Genomic DNA, 15,758 nt, shown 5'->3' with positions numbered 1-15,758 from the left:
GCGGATCAGGCCCCGCGCCCCCGGCCATGATCCGCCGGGGCCCCGCAACCCCGGCCATGATCCGCCGGGCAGCCCCTAACTCTCCACGCCGCCCAGCCCTGTCCAGGCCGGGTGCCGCGGGTCGTCGGCGCGGACGACGGCGTCGGCGGTCGCGGCGGGGCCGACCTCCCTCTCGTACCGGGCGAAGGCGGGCAGCGTCCAGGATTCCTCGGTGCGCCGGGCGAGGGCGGCGGCCGAGAGCCGCAGGTGCACGGTGAGGTCGAAGGGGAACCAGTGGCCGAGGAGGAACGGCCCGTGGAGCAGCAGCACCCCGCCGGGCGGCAGTGTCACGTACGGGCTGCGGGTCGCCCGGTCCGTGGCCGGGTCCCACAGGTCGGGCAGCACGCGTCCGGTGCCGCCGGGTTCCAGCGGGGCGAAGACCTCGCGCCACAGGGCCCCGATGTCGGTCCACCCGTCGTAGTACGCGTCGGGGTCCCGCTTCCCGTACTCGTACCGGAGCGAAGCCGGGCGCAGGAAGCCGCCGGTCCCGGCCACGTGGACGGCTCGCCCGCGCGCCCGGAGCGCCTCGGCGAGGAGCCCGGCGAGCTCGTCGCCGGGTGCGGCGGGCGGCCCGTCGATGCCGACCTTGAGCCATGGCCCGCCGTCGCCGGGCGTGGCCGCGTCAAGGTGCCCGGCGAGCGTGCCGGCCAGCCGTTCCCAGGTGATCGCCTCGTATCGCATCCCACTCATCCTGCCCGCCGCTTCCCTCGTCCCGGCGCGTTGCCCCCGCCCCGGCTTGACCTTGTCACTGGCGTCACTGTTCGACCATCGGATTCATGGACACCATCACACCCACCAGGGTCGTCGTCGTCACCGGCGCGGGCACCGGCATCGGCCGGGCCACCGCGCGCGCCTTCGCCGGGCAGGGGGCGACGGTCGTCGCCGTCGGCCGCAGGGAGGAGCCGCTGTGCGAGGCCGCCGAGGGGCACCCCGGGATCCGCCCGTTCGTCGCGGACGTGACGGCGGAGGGGGCCGCCGAGGAGATCGTCGAAGCGGCGGTGACCGCGCACGGCCGACTCGACGTCCTCGTCAACAACGCCGGGATCTCCCTCGGCGGCCCGCTCGGCACCCTCGACCGCTCGGTGATCACCCCGCTCCTGGAGACCAACCTCGTCGCCCCGGTCCTCCTCACCCAGGCCGCCGTCCCCGCGCTCAAGGACTCCCGGGGCGTGGTCGTGAACGTGTCGACGGCGATCGGGCAGCGCGGCTGGCCGGCCAACTCCGTGTATCCGGCGACGAAGAGCGCCCTGGAGACCCTGACCCGCTGCTGGGCGCTGGAGCTCGCGCCCGCCGGCGTCCGCGTGGTGGCCGTCGCGCCGGGCGCGATCGAGACCCCGATCGCCGAGCACATGGGGCTCTCCCCCGAGCGGTTGGCGTCACTGCGGGCGTGGCAGCTCGCCCACACCCCGCTCGGCCGCATCGGCAGGCCCGAGGAGGTCGCCCGGGCGATCACCCTGCTCGCCGCGCCCGACGCCGGCTTCCTGACCGGCACGGTCCTGCCCGTCGACGGGGGCGCGCTGGTCACGTGATACGACTGCGCGAGGAGGTGGCGTCCTTGCGCATCGGTGAACTGGCCCGGCGGACAGGGGTGTCGCCCCGCGCGCTGCGCCACTACGAGCAGGCGGGGCTGATCACCTCGGCCCGTGCGGACAACGGGTACCGGGTGTACGGGGAAGGGGCCGTCGCGCGCGTGTCGAACATCCGGTACCTGCTGGACGCCGGGCTCACGCTGGACGACGTGTCGGCGTTCCGCTCGTGCCTCGACGGGGACGTCGCGTCGGCCCCGCCGTCCGCCCGCGGGCTGGAGATCGCCCGCGAGCGGCTGGCCGTCATCGACGCGCGGATCGCTGCGCAGACGGCGGCCCGGGACCGGCTCGCGGCGTCCCTGGCGGGCGCTCAGCCCTGGGCGCAGGCGGGAGCCGGTTCGTCGACCGAGAGCGGCGCCCCCTTCGGCAGCAGGTAGGTCACGTACAGGACGACCGGCTCGGTGCCGAGGTTGCGGCCGATGTGGACGTGCTTCCCGCCCGAGGGCTCGATGAACGCCCGGCCCGTCGGGGTCACTTCGACCGAGCAGTCGTCGAGGGTGCGGGTGAGCGTGCCGGCCTGGACGACGGCGACGAGCTGTCCGGGGTGGTGGTGCCAGCCCGTGGAGCCGCCGGGGGCGAGGGTGATGGTGCGGACGACCACGTCGGTGTCGCCCTTGGGGGGCGTGATCTTCAGCTTGCCGTCCGAGGTGCCCTTGGCGAGCACGGTTCCGGTGACGCCGCTGCCGGGCGTGGCCAGCGCGGCGGACGGTACGACCGCCACCGCGGCGACCGCGCCCGCGACGAGGAGGGTTCTGCGCAGGCGCGCGCCGCGCCCCGCCTCACGTATCTCTTGCCCCAGCCCCATGACGATTCCTCTCCGAGTCCGTGGAGCGGCCGTCCGTTCGACGGCCGCCGAAACGGCCACACGCTATCCGGAAGCGCTGGGTCTCGGACAGGGATTTGATCAAGGAACGCGGGTGGGCCGTTCGAGGGCGGCGCGCCCCGACTCGATCGCCCCGGCGAGCGTCAACTCCCCTTCCGCGAGGGCCCGGCAGGTCGCCGCGTCGGTCCGCAGCCAGGCGTCGGGACCACCACCCGCCGCACCGCCGCCTTCGTACACCCCGTCCCCGTACTGCACACCGCCGTCGCCGTCGATCCGTACGTGGAACTCCCCCTCGTCCAGGGTCACCTGGACGACTCCCCCACCCAGCTCCGCGAGCGGGCCGAGGAGCGGGATCGCGTACCAGTGCGCGCGGACGGCGTCGGTCGGCCGCGGTTCGCCCAGGTCGGGCGCTCCCCACGCGGCGAGCGAGCGCAGGACGGGCAGCAGGTCCCGGCCGCGCGGGGTGAGTTCGTAGACGGAGGCCGAGGCGGGCGGGGGCAGTCGGCGGCGGGTGACGAGTCCGGTGCTCTCCATGTCCTTGAGGCGGCCGGCGAGCATGTCCGTGCTGACGCCGGGCAGGTCGGCGTGGAGGTCGGTGTAGCGGCGCGGCCCGGCGAGGAGTTCGCGGACGACGAGCAGGGTCCAGCGGTCGCCGACGAGGTCGAGGGCGCGCGCTGCGGCGCAGTGCTGGTCGTAGCTGCGGCGGCGTGGCTGACGTGGCATGCGACGCAGTCTAGACATGTTGTTGGACTTTCCAAGCTCGAACTTGGTAAAACCAAGCATCACTGATTCCGGGGACCTGGGGAGGTCGGACATGGAGTTCCGGCAGTCGAGCAAGCTGAGCGAGGTCTGCTACGAGATCCGCGGCCCGGTGATCGAGCACGCCAACGCGCTGGAGGAGGCGGGCCACAGCGTCCTGCGCCTCAACACCGGAAACCCGGCGCTCTTCGGGTTCGAGGCACCCGAGGAGATCGTCCAGGACATGATCCGGATGCTCCCGAAGGCCCATGGCTACACGGACTCGCGCGGCATCCTCTCGGCCCGCCGCGCCGTCGCCCAGCGCTACCAGGCCATGGGCCTGCCCGAGGTCGACGTCGACGACGTCTTCCTGGGCAACGGCGTGTCGGAGCTGGTCTCCATGGCCGTCCAGGCGCTCCTGGAGGACGGCGACCAAGTCCTGATCCCCGCCCCCGACTTCCCCCTCTGGACGGCGGTCACCACCCTCGCGGGCGGCAAGGCGGTGCACTACCTCTGCGACGAGTCGGCCGACTGGTACCCGGACCTCGACGACATGGCGTCGAAGATCACCGACCGGACCCGGGCCGTCGTCATCATCAACCCCAACAACCCCACCGGGGCGGTCTACCCGAAGGAGATCGTCGAGGGCATCCTCGATCTCGCCCGCCGCCACGGCCTGATGGTCTTCGCCGACGAGATCTACGACCAGATCGTCTACGACGAGGCCGTCCACTACCCCGCCGCCTCCCTCGCCCAGGACCTGGTCGTCCTCACCTTCGGCGGACTCTCCAAGACGTACCGGGTGGCGGGCTTCCGCTCCGGCTGGCTGGTCGTCAGCGGGCCGAAGCAGCAGGCCAGGAACTACCTGGAGGGCCTCACCATGCTGGCCTCCATGCGGCTCTGCCCCAACGCCCCCGCCCAGTACGCCATCCAGGCCGCGCTCGGCGGCCGGCAGTCGATCCACGAGCTCACCGCCCCCGGCGGGCGGCTCCTCGAACAGCGCGACCGGGCCTGGGAGAAGCTCAACGAGATCCCCGGCGTCTCCTGCGTGAAGCCCAAGGGTGCGCTGTACGCCTTCCCGCGCCTCGACCCCGCCGTGCACAAGATCCACGACGACGAGAAGTTCGTCCTCGACCTGCTCCTGCGGGAGAAGATCCAGGTCGTCCAGGGCACGGGCTTCAACTGGCCGCGCCCGGACCACTTCCGCATCCTGACCCTGCCGTACGCCGACGACCTCGACGCCGCCATCAGCCGCATCGGCCGCTTCCTGAGCAGCTACCGGCAGTGACGTCCCGCCCCCTCGGCTGTCATGATCTACGGGTCCGAACGCCGAGGGGATGGGGAGGGCGGCGGGTCATGGATGCGGCGCTGATAGCCGTGGCGGGAACCCTGTTGGGTGCCGTCTTCACACACTGGTTCCAGGGGCGGGCCACCGAGCGCACGGCCGCGCTCGCCCGCACCGAACAGCTCCGCCAGGAACGGATCGCCACCTACAGCGCCTTCGCCGGCGCGGTCGTCGACTACCGGCACAGCCAGAACGACCGCTGGTTCCGGGCTCTCCAGCACCCCGGCTCGGAGGCGGCAGAGGAGTCCCGCCACGCCTCCTACCGGCAGCGCACCGCCGCCCGACAGGCCCTCTTCCGCGTCCAGTTGGTGTGCGACGACCCGGAGGTCCGCCAGTTGGCCGAGGCGGCCTTCGTGGACTCCCATTGCATGCACGAGGCGGTCGACGAGGCGGACCGGGCCCGCCGCTCGGAGCAGGCGAAGGAAGCGCTCGCCACGTTCATCGCCGCAGCCGCGCCCGGCGTCCGCTGAGGAACGACCCGAGGGAGGACCGGCCATGGACCTCGTCGCACCCGTCGTCGTCGAACCGCTCAAGCGTCGCCGCTGCTCGGAGTGCCGCCAGGGGCCGCTGGAGCGGATGATCGTCGAGTTCAACTCGCCGGTCTGTCTGGACTGCGCCGATCTCGGACACCTGGTGTTCCTGCGCCGGGGCGACACGGCGCTCACCCGGCGCGCCCGGGAGAGCAGCACGCTCTGGGCCGTGGTCGTCCGGCACAACCGGCGCCGTACGCGGTACGAGCGTCAGGGCCTGCTCGTCGAAGAGGCCGCCCTGGCACGGGCGGAGGCGGCCTGCCTGGCGGACGCGGAGGCGCGGGCCAGGCGGCGGGCCCGGGACGCGGCGCGGCGCGCGACGCTCGACGCCGAGGTCACGGCGACGCTGCGGGCCGAGATCCTCCGCCTCTTCCCGTCCTGTCCGGACGACCGGGCCACGGAGATCTCCGAGCACGCGTCGGCGAAGGGCAGCGGGCGCGTGGGGCGCACGGCCGCGGGCCGGTCGCTCGACCGGGGCGCCGTCACCGCCGCCGTACGCGCCTCCGTACGGCATGTCGACACCCCGTACGACACCCTGCTGATGCAGGGGGTCCCCCGGCACCAGGCCCGGACGAGGGTCGCCCCCGCCATCGAGACGGTGCTCCGGGCCTGGCGGGACGGCGCCGAGGAACGGCGCGTCCGGTAGACGCGGCTGACGGCTCGGGGGTCAGCCGCGTCGGTCGGGGCGCGAAGGCCGACGGCCCTCGGGTCCGGTCCCCGACGGGAGGGAGGAGACCGTCAGGCCTGGTCTCCGGCACGGCGGGCGCGGCGGTACATCAGGGCGCCGCCGAGCAGCAGCGCGGCGCTCCCCGCGGCGGCGTAGCCGACGGTGTCCGAACCCGTGGAGGCCAGCGCGACCGACTCGGACTCGCCCTGCGGCGCGTGGGCCGGGGCGGGTACGGGCGCGGGGGCGGGCTTCACGGTCTCCTCGGCACGCGGACCCGGCACGTTCTTGACGGGCGTCTGCGGACGCGGCGTCGGCTTCTCGATCGGCTGCGCGGGCTTGGCGGGGCCGTTGACCCCGGTGTTGCCGACGGCCGGGTTGCCGATGCCGACGACGTTGACCGAGTTCCCGACGACGTTCACGGGGAGGTCGATCGGCAGCTGGATGCCGTTGCCGGAGAGGATGCCGGGGGAACCCTGGGTGTGCGTCTCGGCCGAGGCGCCACCGCCGTTGGAGGAACCGCCGTCGGAGGAGCCGCCCCCGTGGGAGCCGCCCTGCTCGCCGCCGCGCGGAGTGCCGGGCAGGTCCTTGTGCGACCGGCCGCCGCCGTCCTCCTCGCCGTAGCCGCCGGGCTCGGGCGCGGCCGACTTGTTGGCACAGCTGTTGCCGGCCGCCGGGTTGAGCAGCCCGATGACGTTGACCGTGTTGCCACAGACGTTGACCGGCACGTGGACGGGCAGCTGGACCGTATTGCCGGAGATCACTCCCGGCGAACCGACCGCGGCGCCCTGGGCATCGGCGTCGGCGTGCGCGGCGCCCGCCGAGAGCGCGAGCGCCCCACCCGTGACCATCAGTGTGGCCAGACCACTTCGGCGAATCTGCCTCATGGCTTCCTGCCTTCCGGAGGTGTACACGGGCAAGTGCCCGTACCGGAATCAACGCGACAAACGTGCGTGCCGGATCCGGCCGTTGGCGTGATTCACTCCTTCGAGTGGGGTGCCGTTCGAGTGTCGGTCCGCCGTCCCCTCACCCGCCCAGCAGATCGGTGAGGGCACCGACCGGGTCCTGATCGGGTTCGCCGCGCGGCCACCAGTCCTCGCGTCCCCCGTCCGACTCGTAGCCGTACCAGAGGCCGTCCCGGCCCAGCCGGAGCTGGAGGGACTCCGTCGAGAGCCGGTTGCGCCAGGGCCGGAAGGCCGGGAAGCCGGCGGCGAGCAGCGCGGGCCTGGCCCGGTCGAACGGACCCGCCGGCGGGTCCCAGGGCTCCTCCAGGACGGCGAGTCCGGCGGCGCCGCCCTGCCGCCAGGCGGCGACGGCCCGGGCGAGGTCCGTGGGCGTGCGGTCCAGCGCGTAGGCCAGGTCGCGGTAGAGCGCGCGGGTCGAGGCGGTGAGTCCCGAACCGGGGTGCGCGGCGGCCAGCCGGACCGCGTCCTGCCAGGGGGTGAGCGCGGCGACCGGGTCGTGTCCGGTGGCGAGGAAGGTGTGGGCGCGGACCGCGGCCTCGCTCGCCAGGAGGTCGAGGGCGAGTGGATCGGGGGCTTCGGGATCGGGCGGGAAGACGGCCGGACGGCCCGGCCGGTCGGGGAGCGACAGCGGCCGGGGCAGCGGCGGAAGCCCCGCACCGGGGGCCCCCGGCACACCGGACGCGCCGGGCGCCGTCGCGGCGAGCGCGGCGCGGGCGGGGACCGTGGGCATCGGCGGCGCGGCGGCCGTCGTCTCGGCGGCCGACCGGGCCGCGTTGCGCCGGGTGAGGTCCGCGAGCAGCTCCTGCTCGCCGCGGCCGCGCATCAGGAAGAGGACGAACGGGTCCTCGTCGAGGAGCCTCGCCGCCTGGTAGCAGAGGGCGGCGGCGTGCTTGCAGGGGTAACCGTCGTCCGGGCAGGAGCAGTCGGGGACGAGGTCCCCCGGTGCGGGCAGCAGGCCGGTGACGGCCTCCAGGGCGTGCGGCACGTCCTTGTCGAGGAGGGCGGCGATGTGATCGGGGCGGGCGGTGGCCTCGTCGAGGAACCGCTCCCAGCCGTCGTCGCCGAGGGTCCGCATCCGGATCTCGGTGCGGTACGGGCGGGGCCGGCTGCCGTGGACGTAGGCGACGACCCGGCCGGGGGTGACGGTGATCGCGTCGACGTGGCCGCGCCCGGCGTACGCCTTCCCGCGCGCGAGGCGCGCCGGGTCGAGGGCGGTGTCCTCCAGCGCCTCGACCCAGGCGTTGCCCCACCAGGTCGCGGCGAACCGCCCGTCGGGCGCCTCGCGGGGCGCGACCTGCGGGAAGCTGCGGCGGCGGTCGTCGTGGCGGGGCAGGGCCCCGCGGGCGGAGCGCGGGTGGTTCACGAGGACCTCCTCAGGGACACCAGGTCGGCCAGCTCGCGGTCGGTCAGTTCGGTCAGGGCGGCCTCGCCGGAGCCGAGGACGGCGTCGGCCAGGGCCCGCTTGGCGCGCAGCATCTCGGCGATGCGGTCCTCGACCGTGCCCTCGGCCACGAGGCGGTGGACCTGCACCGGCTGGGTCTGGCCGATCCGGTACGCCCGGTCGGTGGCCTGCTCCTCGACCGCCGGGTTCCACCAGCGGTCGTAGTGCACGACGTGGCCGGCCCGGGTCAGGTTGAGGCCGGTGCCCGCGGCCTTGAGGGAGAGCAGGAAGACGGGGATCTCACCGGCCTGGAAGCGGTCGACCATCCGCTCGCGCTCGGCCACCGGCGTGCCGCCGTGAAGCAGTTGGGCCTGGATGCCGCGCGCGGCCAGGTGGTCGGCGAGGAGCCTGGCCATCGACACGTACTGGGTGAAGACGAGCACGGACCCGTCCTCGGCGAGGATCGTGTCGAGGAGCTCGTCGAGCAGGGCGAGCTTGCCGGAGCGGCCCGCGAGCCGGGCGGTGCCGCTGCCGCGCGGCGCTTCCTCCTTGAGGTACTGCGCGGGGTGGTTGCAGATCTGCTTGAGGGAGGTCAGCAGCTTCATGACGAGCCCTCGGCGGGCCATGCCCTCGGCTGCCTCGATCTGCGCCATGGTCTCGCGGACGACGGCCTCGTAGAGCGAGGCCTGTTCCCGGGTGAGGGCCACGGGATGGTCGGACTCGGTCTTGGGCGGCAGCTCGGGGACGATCCCGGGGTCGGACTTGCGGCGGCGCAGCAGGAAGGGCCGTACGAGCCGGGCGAGGCGCTCGACGGCCTCCGCGTGCTCGATCTCCTCGTTGTTCTCCACGGCCCGGGCGTGGCGGGCGCGGAAGGCCTTGAGCGGTCCGAGGAGACCGGGGGTCGTCCAGTCGAGGAGCGCCCACAGCTCGGAGAGGTTGTTCTCCACGGGGGTGCCGGTGAGGGCGACCCTGGCGGGTGCGGGGATCTCGCGCAGCGCCTTCGCGGTCGCGGAGAACGGGTTCTTGACGTGCTGCGCCTCGTCGGCGACGACCATGCCCCAGTCCCGCGCGGCGAGCCGGGCGGCGCTGGTGCGCAGGGTGCCGTAGGTGGTGAGGACGAAGCCGCCGTCCATTCCGTCGAGGTCCCGGTCGGTGCCGTGGAAGCGGCACACCGGCGTGCCGGGCGCGAACTTCTCGATCTCCCGCTGCCAGTTGCCGAGGAGGGACGCCGGGCAGACGACGAGGGTGGGGGCGCGGCGGGCGCGGCGCAGGTGGAGGGCGATGAGCGTGACGGTCTTGCCGAGGCCCATGTCGTCGGCGAGGCAGCCGCCGAGGCCGAGCGAGGTCATCAGGTCCAGCCAGGCGAGGCCGCGGAGCTGGTAGTCGCGGAGGGTGGCGGTCAGGCCGGCCGGGGCCTGTACGGCCTCGGGGCCGGCCATGAGCCGGTCCCGGAGGGCGGCGAGCGCCCCGACGGGGACGGCGGGGACGGTCTCGCCGTCGACCTCCGCGGTGCCGGTGAGGGCGACGGCGAGGGCGTCGACCGGTTCCAGCAGGCCCAGTTCGCGCTTGCGGGCCTTGCGGACGAGGTCGGGGTCGATGACGACCCACTGGTCGCGGAGGCGTACGACGGGCCGGTGGGCCTCGGCGAGGAGGTCCATCTCGCGCTCGGTGAGGGGATCGCCGTCGAGGGCCAGCTGCCAGTTGAACCGCAGGAGCTCCTCGCTGTCGAAGAAGGCGGTGCCGTCGGTCGCGGAGCCGGGCGCGGAGAGCGCGGGGCGGACGACGGCGGAGGCGCTCAGCGAGCGGGCGAGCTCGCGCGGCCAGTGCACGGCGACCCCGGCGTCGGCGAGGCGGGCCGCCGCGGGGCCGAGGAGCTCGTACAGCTCGTCCTCGGTGACGGCGAGGACGTCGGGCACGTCCCGCTCCAGGAGCCGGGCCAGCGGGGGCCAGACGCGGGCGGCCCGGCGCAGGGCGAGGACCGCGTCGATCCGGGCGCGCGGCCCGAACTGCTCGCCGTCCCCCGCCCACAGGGCCAGGGCGTCGATGACGAGGGTCGGGTCGGCGAGGCTGTGGATCTGGAGGATCGCGGCGGCGGCCTGGCGGTCGGCACCGCCCTCCTCCCCGTGGGCGGTGTCGGCGATGTCGAAGAGTTCGTATCCCGACAGGTCGAGGCGGAGCGAGACCCGTACGCCCGCGTCCATCCCGGCGGCGGCCTCCGCGGCCCAGGCACGCGCGCGGGGCAGGTGCTGCGGCTCGCGGGCCGCGAACGGCGCCCCGACCGCGTGGGCGGCGGCCGGGGTGCGCGGCAGGGTGTCGGCGACCGCGTCGAGGAAGGCGCGCACGAGCGCCTCGGGCTCGGGCAGCCGCAGGGGGCCGGGTCCGGGGACGGGCACGGCGTGCGCCTCGTACGGCATGGCCGCGGCGACGGCCCGCAGGTGGGCGATGTCGTCGGCGTCCAGCGGGCCGGCCCGCCAGGCGTCCAGGTCGTCGGCGGTGAGCCCGGGCAGCAGCCGACCCCTGGCGACCAGCTGCAGGGCGTGCAGGGCGGCGGCTCCCCAGCAGGCGGTGGCGGGGTGCGCGGCCGGGTGGTGGCGGGCCGCGACGAGAAGGGGCAGGGCGGCGGCGACGGGGAGGGTGACGGCGGGCACCACCCGGGTGCGGGCCCCGCTTCCGTGCCGCCGGACGACGGTCAGCTCGACGCGCTCCGGGCCGTCGGGCGCGGCCGGACCGCCCTCGGTGGGCGCGGGGCCGCCGCCGGGCGCGGCGAGGTCCGGCAGGGCGCTCCCGTCGGGGGCCCAGAAGGCGACGCGGCCCTCGCGCGGCAGGGCGGCAGGCAGGAAGACGGCGGCGCCGGTGGTCCAGCTGTGCGTCACGGCTCTGCTCTCCTCCCGCGGTGCGACAGATTCCGACGGATTCCGACGGGTTCTCCGCCCGGCTCTCCTCCTGGAACTCCGACCTTACGGGTGGGGTCTGACAACGGCCCCCAGGGCCGTTCCCCCGGGCGGCCCATCAGCGGATGCCACGCGGTCCGGCAGGCGGCATGGTGGCCTGGACCAGGGGTGGAAGCGGGGTGCTGCCGGCCGCCGCCCTCGCACGACAGAAGAGGATGCGCCATGTCCGTTCGACGGCGTCTCACGACGGCCTCCGGAGCCGTCCTGCTCACTCTCGCGGTCGCCGGCTGCTCCGGCCTCGGCCGCACCACCGTGGGCCCGATCGCCTACGTCACGGAACGCGATGTGGCGGTGAGCGTGACCAGCCCCTCGGTGAACGGCTGCCACCGCCTGGCGCCGTCCGGTGCCACCCACGTCGCGAACGAGAGCCTGACCGACATCGTGCTGTACCGGACCCGGGACTGTAAGGGGAAGGACTCCATCTACCTCCCCATCAACACCAGCGACGGCATCGTGCCCGGCCACCTGCCCTGGCGCAGCTACAGCGTCGTCCACTAGACACCCGGCAGCGCTCCCCGGCCCCCGGCCCCTTCCCCCTCCCCCGCCGCAGGTCCATGCTGGAAGAAGGACAGGTGCCCCGAAGGGAGGGGTCGCCATGCGTTCCGGGAACGAGCCGGCCACCGCGCGCAGTGCCCTGCGACTGCGCTTCTGGCTCAGTGTGTGGGGGCTGCTCTGGGCCGTCTTCGGCACGACCGTGTTCTCGCTGGTGGGCCGCCCGGGCTGGGCCGCGGCCTGCGGAGTGCTGCTCCTGGTGGTCATGGTCGACCTGACGATGGTGGTGCGCCACCTCCATCAGGGCCCGCACTGGCAGCCCGGCCGGGACGTCCCGCCCTACGAGCCCGACCACGGCGGCACGGGCCGCTGAACGACGGCCGTCGGTCGCGCCCGCCGCCGGTTCCGGGAGTCGTCAGTGCGGCGGGCCTTCAGTGCCGCGGGCCTTCAGCACCGCGTGCCGTCAGTGCCGCCGTGCCTTCAGTGCCGCGTGTCGAATCCCGCCGCCTGGAGGTACTCCGGCTTCGGGTCGAGTGCGGCGGCGAGCCGGAAGTGCCGGGTGGCCTGGGCGGTCTGCCCGGAGCGCTCGAAGGTGCGGGCCAGCGCGAAGTGGGCGAACGCGTTGTCCGGCTCCCGCTCCAGGACCAGCTCGAATTCCAGCTGCGCCGGGCGGAGCTGCGCGGCGGCGAAGAACGCCCGGGCCCGCAGCAGGCGCGCCGCCGTGTTCTCGGGATGGGCGGCGATCACCGAGTCCAGCAGCTTCACGGCGCCACGCGGGTCCCGCGCGGCCAGCAGGTGCTCGGCGGCGCGGAAGTCGATGACGTGTGTTTCCGGGTTCCTGTCGGCCACGATGGCATCCTTCCCTCGATGAGGTGAAGGAACACCGAACCCGGCGGCGGCATTCCGCCTCGGTGCCCGGGGAGGCCTCAGGCCGGGGAGGCGGCCCGGCGCTCCAGCTCGTCCCAGACCTTCCGCACCTGCGGTTCCAGCGCCTCCAGCGGACCGTCGTTGTCGATCACGAGGTCCGCGATGGCCAGCCGCTGAGCGCGCGCGGCCTGGGCGGTCATCCGGGCCCGGGCCTCGGACTCGTCCATGCCCCGGAGGCGTACGAGCCGGTCGAGCTGGGTCTCGGGGGACGCGTCGACGACCACGACCAGGTCGTACAGCGGTGCCAGCCCGTTCTCGGTGAGCAGGGGTACGTCGTGGACGACGACGTCTCCGGCGCCCGCCAGACTCTCCAGCTCGGCCGACCGGGCCCCGACCAGGGGGTGCACGATGGAGTTCAGGGTGGCCAGCCGGTCGGCGTCGGCGAACACGATGGAGCCGAGCTTCGGCCGGTCGAGCGTCCCGCCCTCGGTCAGGACGCCGTCCCCGAAGGCCGCCACGACGGCGGCGAGCCCCGGTGTCCCGGGTTCGACGACCTCGCGCGCGATCCGGTCCGCGTCGATCAGCACGGCTCCGTACGAGACGAGCAGCCGCGACACTTCGCTCTTGCCGGCGCCGATCCCGCCGGTCAGGCCCACCTTCAGCATGAGCGGCAGCTTAGGGCCTGCCCGGCGGGCACTACGCGTCGCCCTCCCGCTCCGCGAGGAAGCGCTCGAACTCGCGGCCCAGCTCGTCGGCCGACGGCAGGTCGACCGGCTCGGCGACCAGGCTGCCGCGCGTCTCGGCACCGGCCACCGCGTCGTACTGGTGCTCAAGGCCCTGCACGAGCGCGACGAGCTCCTCGTCGCCCTCGCCGATCTGGCGGTCGATCTCGGTCTGGGTGCGGCGGGCTTCCGTCCGCAGGGCGTGGGCGACACCGGGGAGCACGAGACCGGTGGCGGCCGTGACGGCCTCCAGGACGGTCAGGGCCGCGTCCGGATACGGCGAGCGGGCCACGTAGTGCGGGACGTGGGCGGCCACACCGAGGGTGTCGTGACCGGACTCCGAGAGCCGGTACTCGACGAGGGACTCGGCGCTGCCGGGAACCTGCGCCTCGTCGAAGGGGCTGCTGTGTCCGGGCATCAGGTCCGTGCGGGTGCCGTGCGGGGTGAGGCCGACGGGCCGGGTGTGCGGCACGCCCATGGGGATGCCGTGGAAGTTGACCGCGAGGCGCACGCCGAGCCGCTCGACGATCTGCCGGACGGCGGCGGCGAACCGCTCCCACTCCACGTCGGGCTCGGGGCCCGAGAGGACCAGGAAGGGCGCTCCGGTGGCGTCCTGGACGAGGCGGACCTCGATGGACGGCGTGTCGTACGCGGTCCAGCGGTCGCGCCGGAAGGTCAGCAGGGGGCGGCGGGCGCGGTAGTCCACGAGCCGGTCGTGGTCGAAGCGGGCCACCAGCTGGTGGGGAAGGGTGTCGAGCAGCCGCTCGACGATCTGCTCACCGGCCTCGCCCGCGTCGATGTAGCCGTCGAAGTGGTACAGCATGACCAGCCCGGCCGACTCCTGCGCAAGGGCCAGGTCCACGACGGCCAGGCCCTTCGGGTCCCATTCGTACAAATCCTGGGGATCAAGCACGATTACCGCTCCTCCTCGTGTTCTCTCTGGCAACGCCGTGAGCCGCACCACCATTCCCGCGCGGGCCGATCTTCCGGTGGAGGAGTCCGGTGGGCCCCGGTACGGCCGCGGAAACGACCGAGGCCCGCTCCCCCGAAGGGGAGCGGGCCTCGATTCGCTAGCGACTAGCGCTCAGCGGAGAGCCTGTTCAGCTCTGGCCGCCGGCCAGCTTCTCGCGCAGGGCGGCGAGCGCCTCGTCCGACGCCAGGGCGCCGGAGTTGTCGTCCGACTCCGAGGAGTACGAACCACCCGAGATGCCCGCACCGGCGTTGCCACCGGCGGCCGGGGCGGCAGCGCCCTCGGCAGCGGCGGCCTCGTCGGCCTCGCGGGACTTGATGACCTGAGCCTGGTGCTGCTCGAAGCGAGACTGCGCCTCGGCGTACTGGGTCTCCCAGGCCTCGCGCTGGGTCTCGAAGCCCTCGAGCCAGTCGTTGGTCTCGGGGTCGAAGCCCTCGGGGTAGATGTAGTTGCCCTGGTCGTCGTACGACGCGGCCATGCCGTACAGGGTCGGGTCGAACTCGACCGAGGCCGGGTCGGCACCGAAGGACTCGTTGGCCTGCTTCAGCGAGAGGCTGATGCGACGACGCTCGAGGTCGATGTCGATGACCTTGACGAAGATCTCGTCGTTGACCTGGACGACCTGCTCCGGGATCTCCACGTGGCGCTCGGCCAGCTCGGAGATGTGGACCAGACCCTCGATGCCCTCGTCCACGCGGACGAACGCACCGAACGGAACCAGCTTGGTGACCTTACCCGGGACGACCTGACCGATCTGGTGCGTACGGGCGAACTGCTGCCACGGGTCCTCCTGCGTCGCCTTCAGCGACAGGGAGACACGCTCGCGGTCCATGTCAACGTCGAGAACCTCGACGGTGACCTCCTGGCCGACCTCGACAACCTCGGACGGGTGGTCGATGTGCTTCCAGGACAGCTCGGAGACGTGCACGAGACCGTCGACGCCACCCAGGTCCACGAAGGCACCGAAGTTGACGATCGAGGAGACGACGCCGGAGCGGACCTGACCCTTCTGCAGGGTGGTGAGGAACGTCTGGCGAACCTCGGACTGGGTCTGCTCGAGCCAGGCGCGGCGGGACAGGACCACGTTGTTGCGGTTCTTGTCCAGCTCGATGATCTTCGCCTCGAGCTCCTTGCCCACGTAGGGCTGGAGGTCGCGGACACGACGCATCTCGACGAGGGAGGCCGGCAGGAAGCCACGGAGGCCGATGTCGAGGATGAGACCACCCTTGACGACCTCGATGACGGTACCGGTGACGATGCCGTCTTCTTCCTTGATCTTCTCGATCGTGCCCCAGGCACGCTCGTACTGAGCGCGCTTCTTGGACAGGATCAGGCGGCCTTCCTTGTCCTCCTTCTGGAGAACCAGGGCCTCGATCTCGTCGCCGACCTTGACGACCTCGTTCGGGTCGACATCGTGCTTGATCGAGAGCTCACGGCTCGGGATCACGCCTTCGGTCTTGTAACCGATGTCGAGCAGGACCTCGTCCCGGTCGACCTTCACGATGACGCCGTCGACGATGTCGCCGTCGTTGAAGTACTTGATCGTCTCGTCGATCGCGGCGAGGAATGCTTCCTCGTCACCGATGTCGTTGACCGCAACCTGCGGGGTGGTGGCGGTGGTCTCGGTGCTGCTCGTCATGTGGGTAAGGGCTCCGGTTACGGACAGAAAGTCGTAGGTACTGCTA

At 73.4% G+C, this 15,758-nt stretch carries 17 protein-coding genes; 7 read left to right on the top strand and 10 right to left on the bottom strand.

The annotated features are described in order from the left end of the window. Positions 1-75: 75 nt before the first annotated feature. Positions 76-720, bottom strand: a complete 645-nt coding sequence (locus ACZ6K0_RS30855) for a nucleoside/nucleotide kinase family protein (protein ID WP_469228824.1) — start codon at positions 718-720, stop codon at positions 76-78. Positions 721-815: 95 nt separating this feature from the next. On the opposite strand from ACZ6K0_RS30855, the gene ACZ6K0_RS30850 reads away from it, so the two are divergent. Next, entirely contained in the window at positions 816-1,568 is a 753-nt protein-coding gene (locus tag ACZ6K0_RS30850) for an SDR family NAD(P)-dependent oxidoreductase (protein WP_469228198.1), read from the top strand. 26 nt (positions 1,569-1,594) lie between these two features. Further along, positions 1,595-2,002: a MerR family transcriptional regulator gene (locus ACZ6K0_RS30845; protein WP_469228200.1), complete on the top strand. Its 408-nt coding sequence runs from the start codon at positions 1,595-1,597 to the stop codon at positions 2,000-2,002. On the opposite strand, the gene ACZ6K0_RS30840 is transcribed toward ACZ6K0_RS30845, so the two are convergent. Then, a complete protein-coding gene (locus tag ACZ6K0_RS30840) occupies positions 1,936-2,430 on the bottom strand; it encodes a cupin domain-containing protein (RefSeq protein ID WP_376395097.1) in 495 nt (164 codons plus the stop codon). The two genes, ACZ6K0_RS30845 and ACZ6K0_RS30840, sit on opposite strands and share 67 nt — an antisense overlap. Positions 2,431-2,529: 99 nt before the next feature. Beyond that, entirely contained in the window at positions 2,530-3,171 is a 642-nt protein-coding gene (locus tag ACZ6K0_RS30835) for a winged helix-turn-helix transcriptional regulator (protein ID WP_469228202.1), read from the bottom strand. Between the two features lie 91 nt (positions 3,172-3,262). Here ACZ6K0_RS30835 and ACZ6K0_RS30830 point away from each other — a divergent pair, with 91 nt between their 5' ends. The 3 genes from ACZ6K0_RS30830 to ACZ6K0_RS30820 all read left to right on the top strand — a co-directional run bounded on the left by ACZ6K0_RS30830 (position 3,263) and on the right by ACZ6K0_RS30820 (position 5,707). After that, positions 3,263-4,474: a pyridoxal phosphate-dependent aminotransferase gene (locus ACZ6K0_RS30830; protein ID WP_376395103.1), complete on the top strand. Its 1,212-nt coding sequence runs from the start codon at positions 3,263-3,265 to the stop codon at positions 4,472-4,474. A 68-nt stretch (positions 4,475-4,542) separates the two neighbouring features. After that, entirely contained in the window at positions 4,543-5,001 is a 459-nt protein-coding gene (locus ACZ6K0_RS30825) for a hypothetical protein (RefSeq protein WP_376395106.1), read from the top strand. Between the two features lie 25 nt (positions 5,002-5,026). Then, the gene (locus ACZ6K0_RS30820) at positions 5,027-5,707 is read left to right on the top strand and encodes a DUF2293 domain-containing protein (RefSeq protein WP_469228204.1); all 681 of its coding nucleotides are present in this window, start codon (positions 5,027-5,029) and stop codon (positions 5,705-5,707) included. 92 nt (positions 5,708-5,799) lie between these two features. Here the strand turns inward: ACZ6K0_RS30820 and ACZ6K0_RS30815 are convergent, their stop codons facing one another. The 3 genes from ACZ6K0_RS30815 to ACZ6K0_RS30805 form a co-directional block, all read right to left on the bottom strand. Next, positions 5,800-6,612, bottom strand: a complete 813-nt coding sequence (locus ACZ6K0_RS30815; RefSeq protein ID WP_469228206.1) for a chaplin — start codon at positions 6,610-6,612, stop codon at positions 5,800-5,802. Positions 6,613-6,751: 139 nt separating this feature from the next. Further along, positions 6,752-8,053 (bottom strand): SWIM zinc finger family protein, encoded by a 1,302-nt coding sequence (locus ACZ6K0_RS30810; RefSeq protein WP_469228208.1) that lies wholly within the window; start codon positions 8,051-8,053, stop codon positions 6,752-6,754. Continuing rightward, a complete protein-coding gene (locus ACZ6K0_RS30805; RefSeq protein WP_469228210.1) occupies positions 8,050-10,944 on the bottom strand; it encodes a DEAD/DEAH box helicase in 2,895 nt (964 codons plus the stop codon). The genes ACZ6K0_RS30810 and ACZ6K0_RS30805 overlap by 4 nt, the downstream gene beginning before the upstream one ends. A gap of 240 nt (positions 10,945-11,184) precedes the next feature. Between ACZ6K0_RS30805 and ACZ6K0_RS30800 the strand changes: the two genes are divergently transcribed. Next, positions 11,185-11,520, top strand: coding sequence for a hypothetical protein (locus tag ACZ6K0_RS30800; protein WP_376395120.1), 336 nt, complete (start codon positions 11,185-11,187; stop codon positions 11,518-11,520). A 97-nt stretch (positions 11,521-11,617) separates the two neighbouring features. Beyond that, a complete protein-coding gene (locus tag ACZ6K0_RS30795) occupies positions 11,618-11,887 on the top strand; it encodes a DUF6343 family protein (RefSeq protein ID WP_376395123.1) in 270 nt (89 codons plus the stop codon). Between the two features lie 107 nt (positions 11,888-11,994). Here ACZ6K0_RS30795 and ACZ6K0_RS30790 read toward each other — a convergent pair whose 3' ends face one another. From ACZ6K0_RS30790 to rpsA, 4 genes are all read right to left on the bottom strand, one after another. Continuing rightward, positions 11,995-12,363 carry a tetratricopeptide repeat protein gene (locus ACZ6K0_RS30790; protein WP_376395126.1) on the bottom strand — a complete coding sequence of 123 codons (369 nt, stop codon included), beginning with the start codon at positions 12,361-12,363 and terminating at the stop codon, positions 11,995-11,997. 77 nt (positions 12,364-12,440) lie between these two features. Further along, the gene (gene coaE, locus ACZ6K0_RS30785) at positions 12,441-13,046 is read right to left on the bottom strand and encodes a dephospho-CoA kinase (RefSeq protein WP_469228212.1); all 606 of its coding nucleotides are present in this window, start codon (positions 13,044-13,046) and stop codon (positions 12,441-12,443) included. Positions 13,047-13,077: 31 nt separating this feature from the next. Continuing rightward, the gene (locus ACZ6K0_RS30780; RefSeq protein ID WP_376395132.1) at positions 13,078-14,016 is read right to left on the bottom strand and encodes a PAC2 family protein; all 939 of its coding nucleotides are present in this window, start codon (positions 14,014-14,016) and stop codon (positions 13,078-13,080) included. 187 nt (positions 14,017-14,203) lie between these two features. Continuing rightward, on the bottom strand, positions 14,204-15,712 hold the full coding sequence (rpsA, locus tag ACZ6K0_RS30775) for a 30S ribosomal protein S1 (RefSeq protein WP_024757309.1): 1,509 nt from the start codon (positions 15,710-15,712) through the stop codon (positions 14,204-14,206). Positions 15,713-15,758: the final 46 nt, after the last annotated feature.

The organism is Streptomyces sp. NPDC042346 (assembly GCF_055581845.1).
This window is presented reverse-complemented; position numbering and strand designations above follow the sequence as displayed.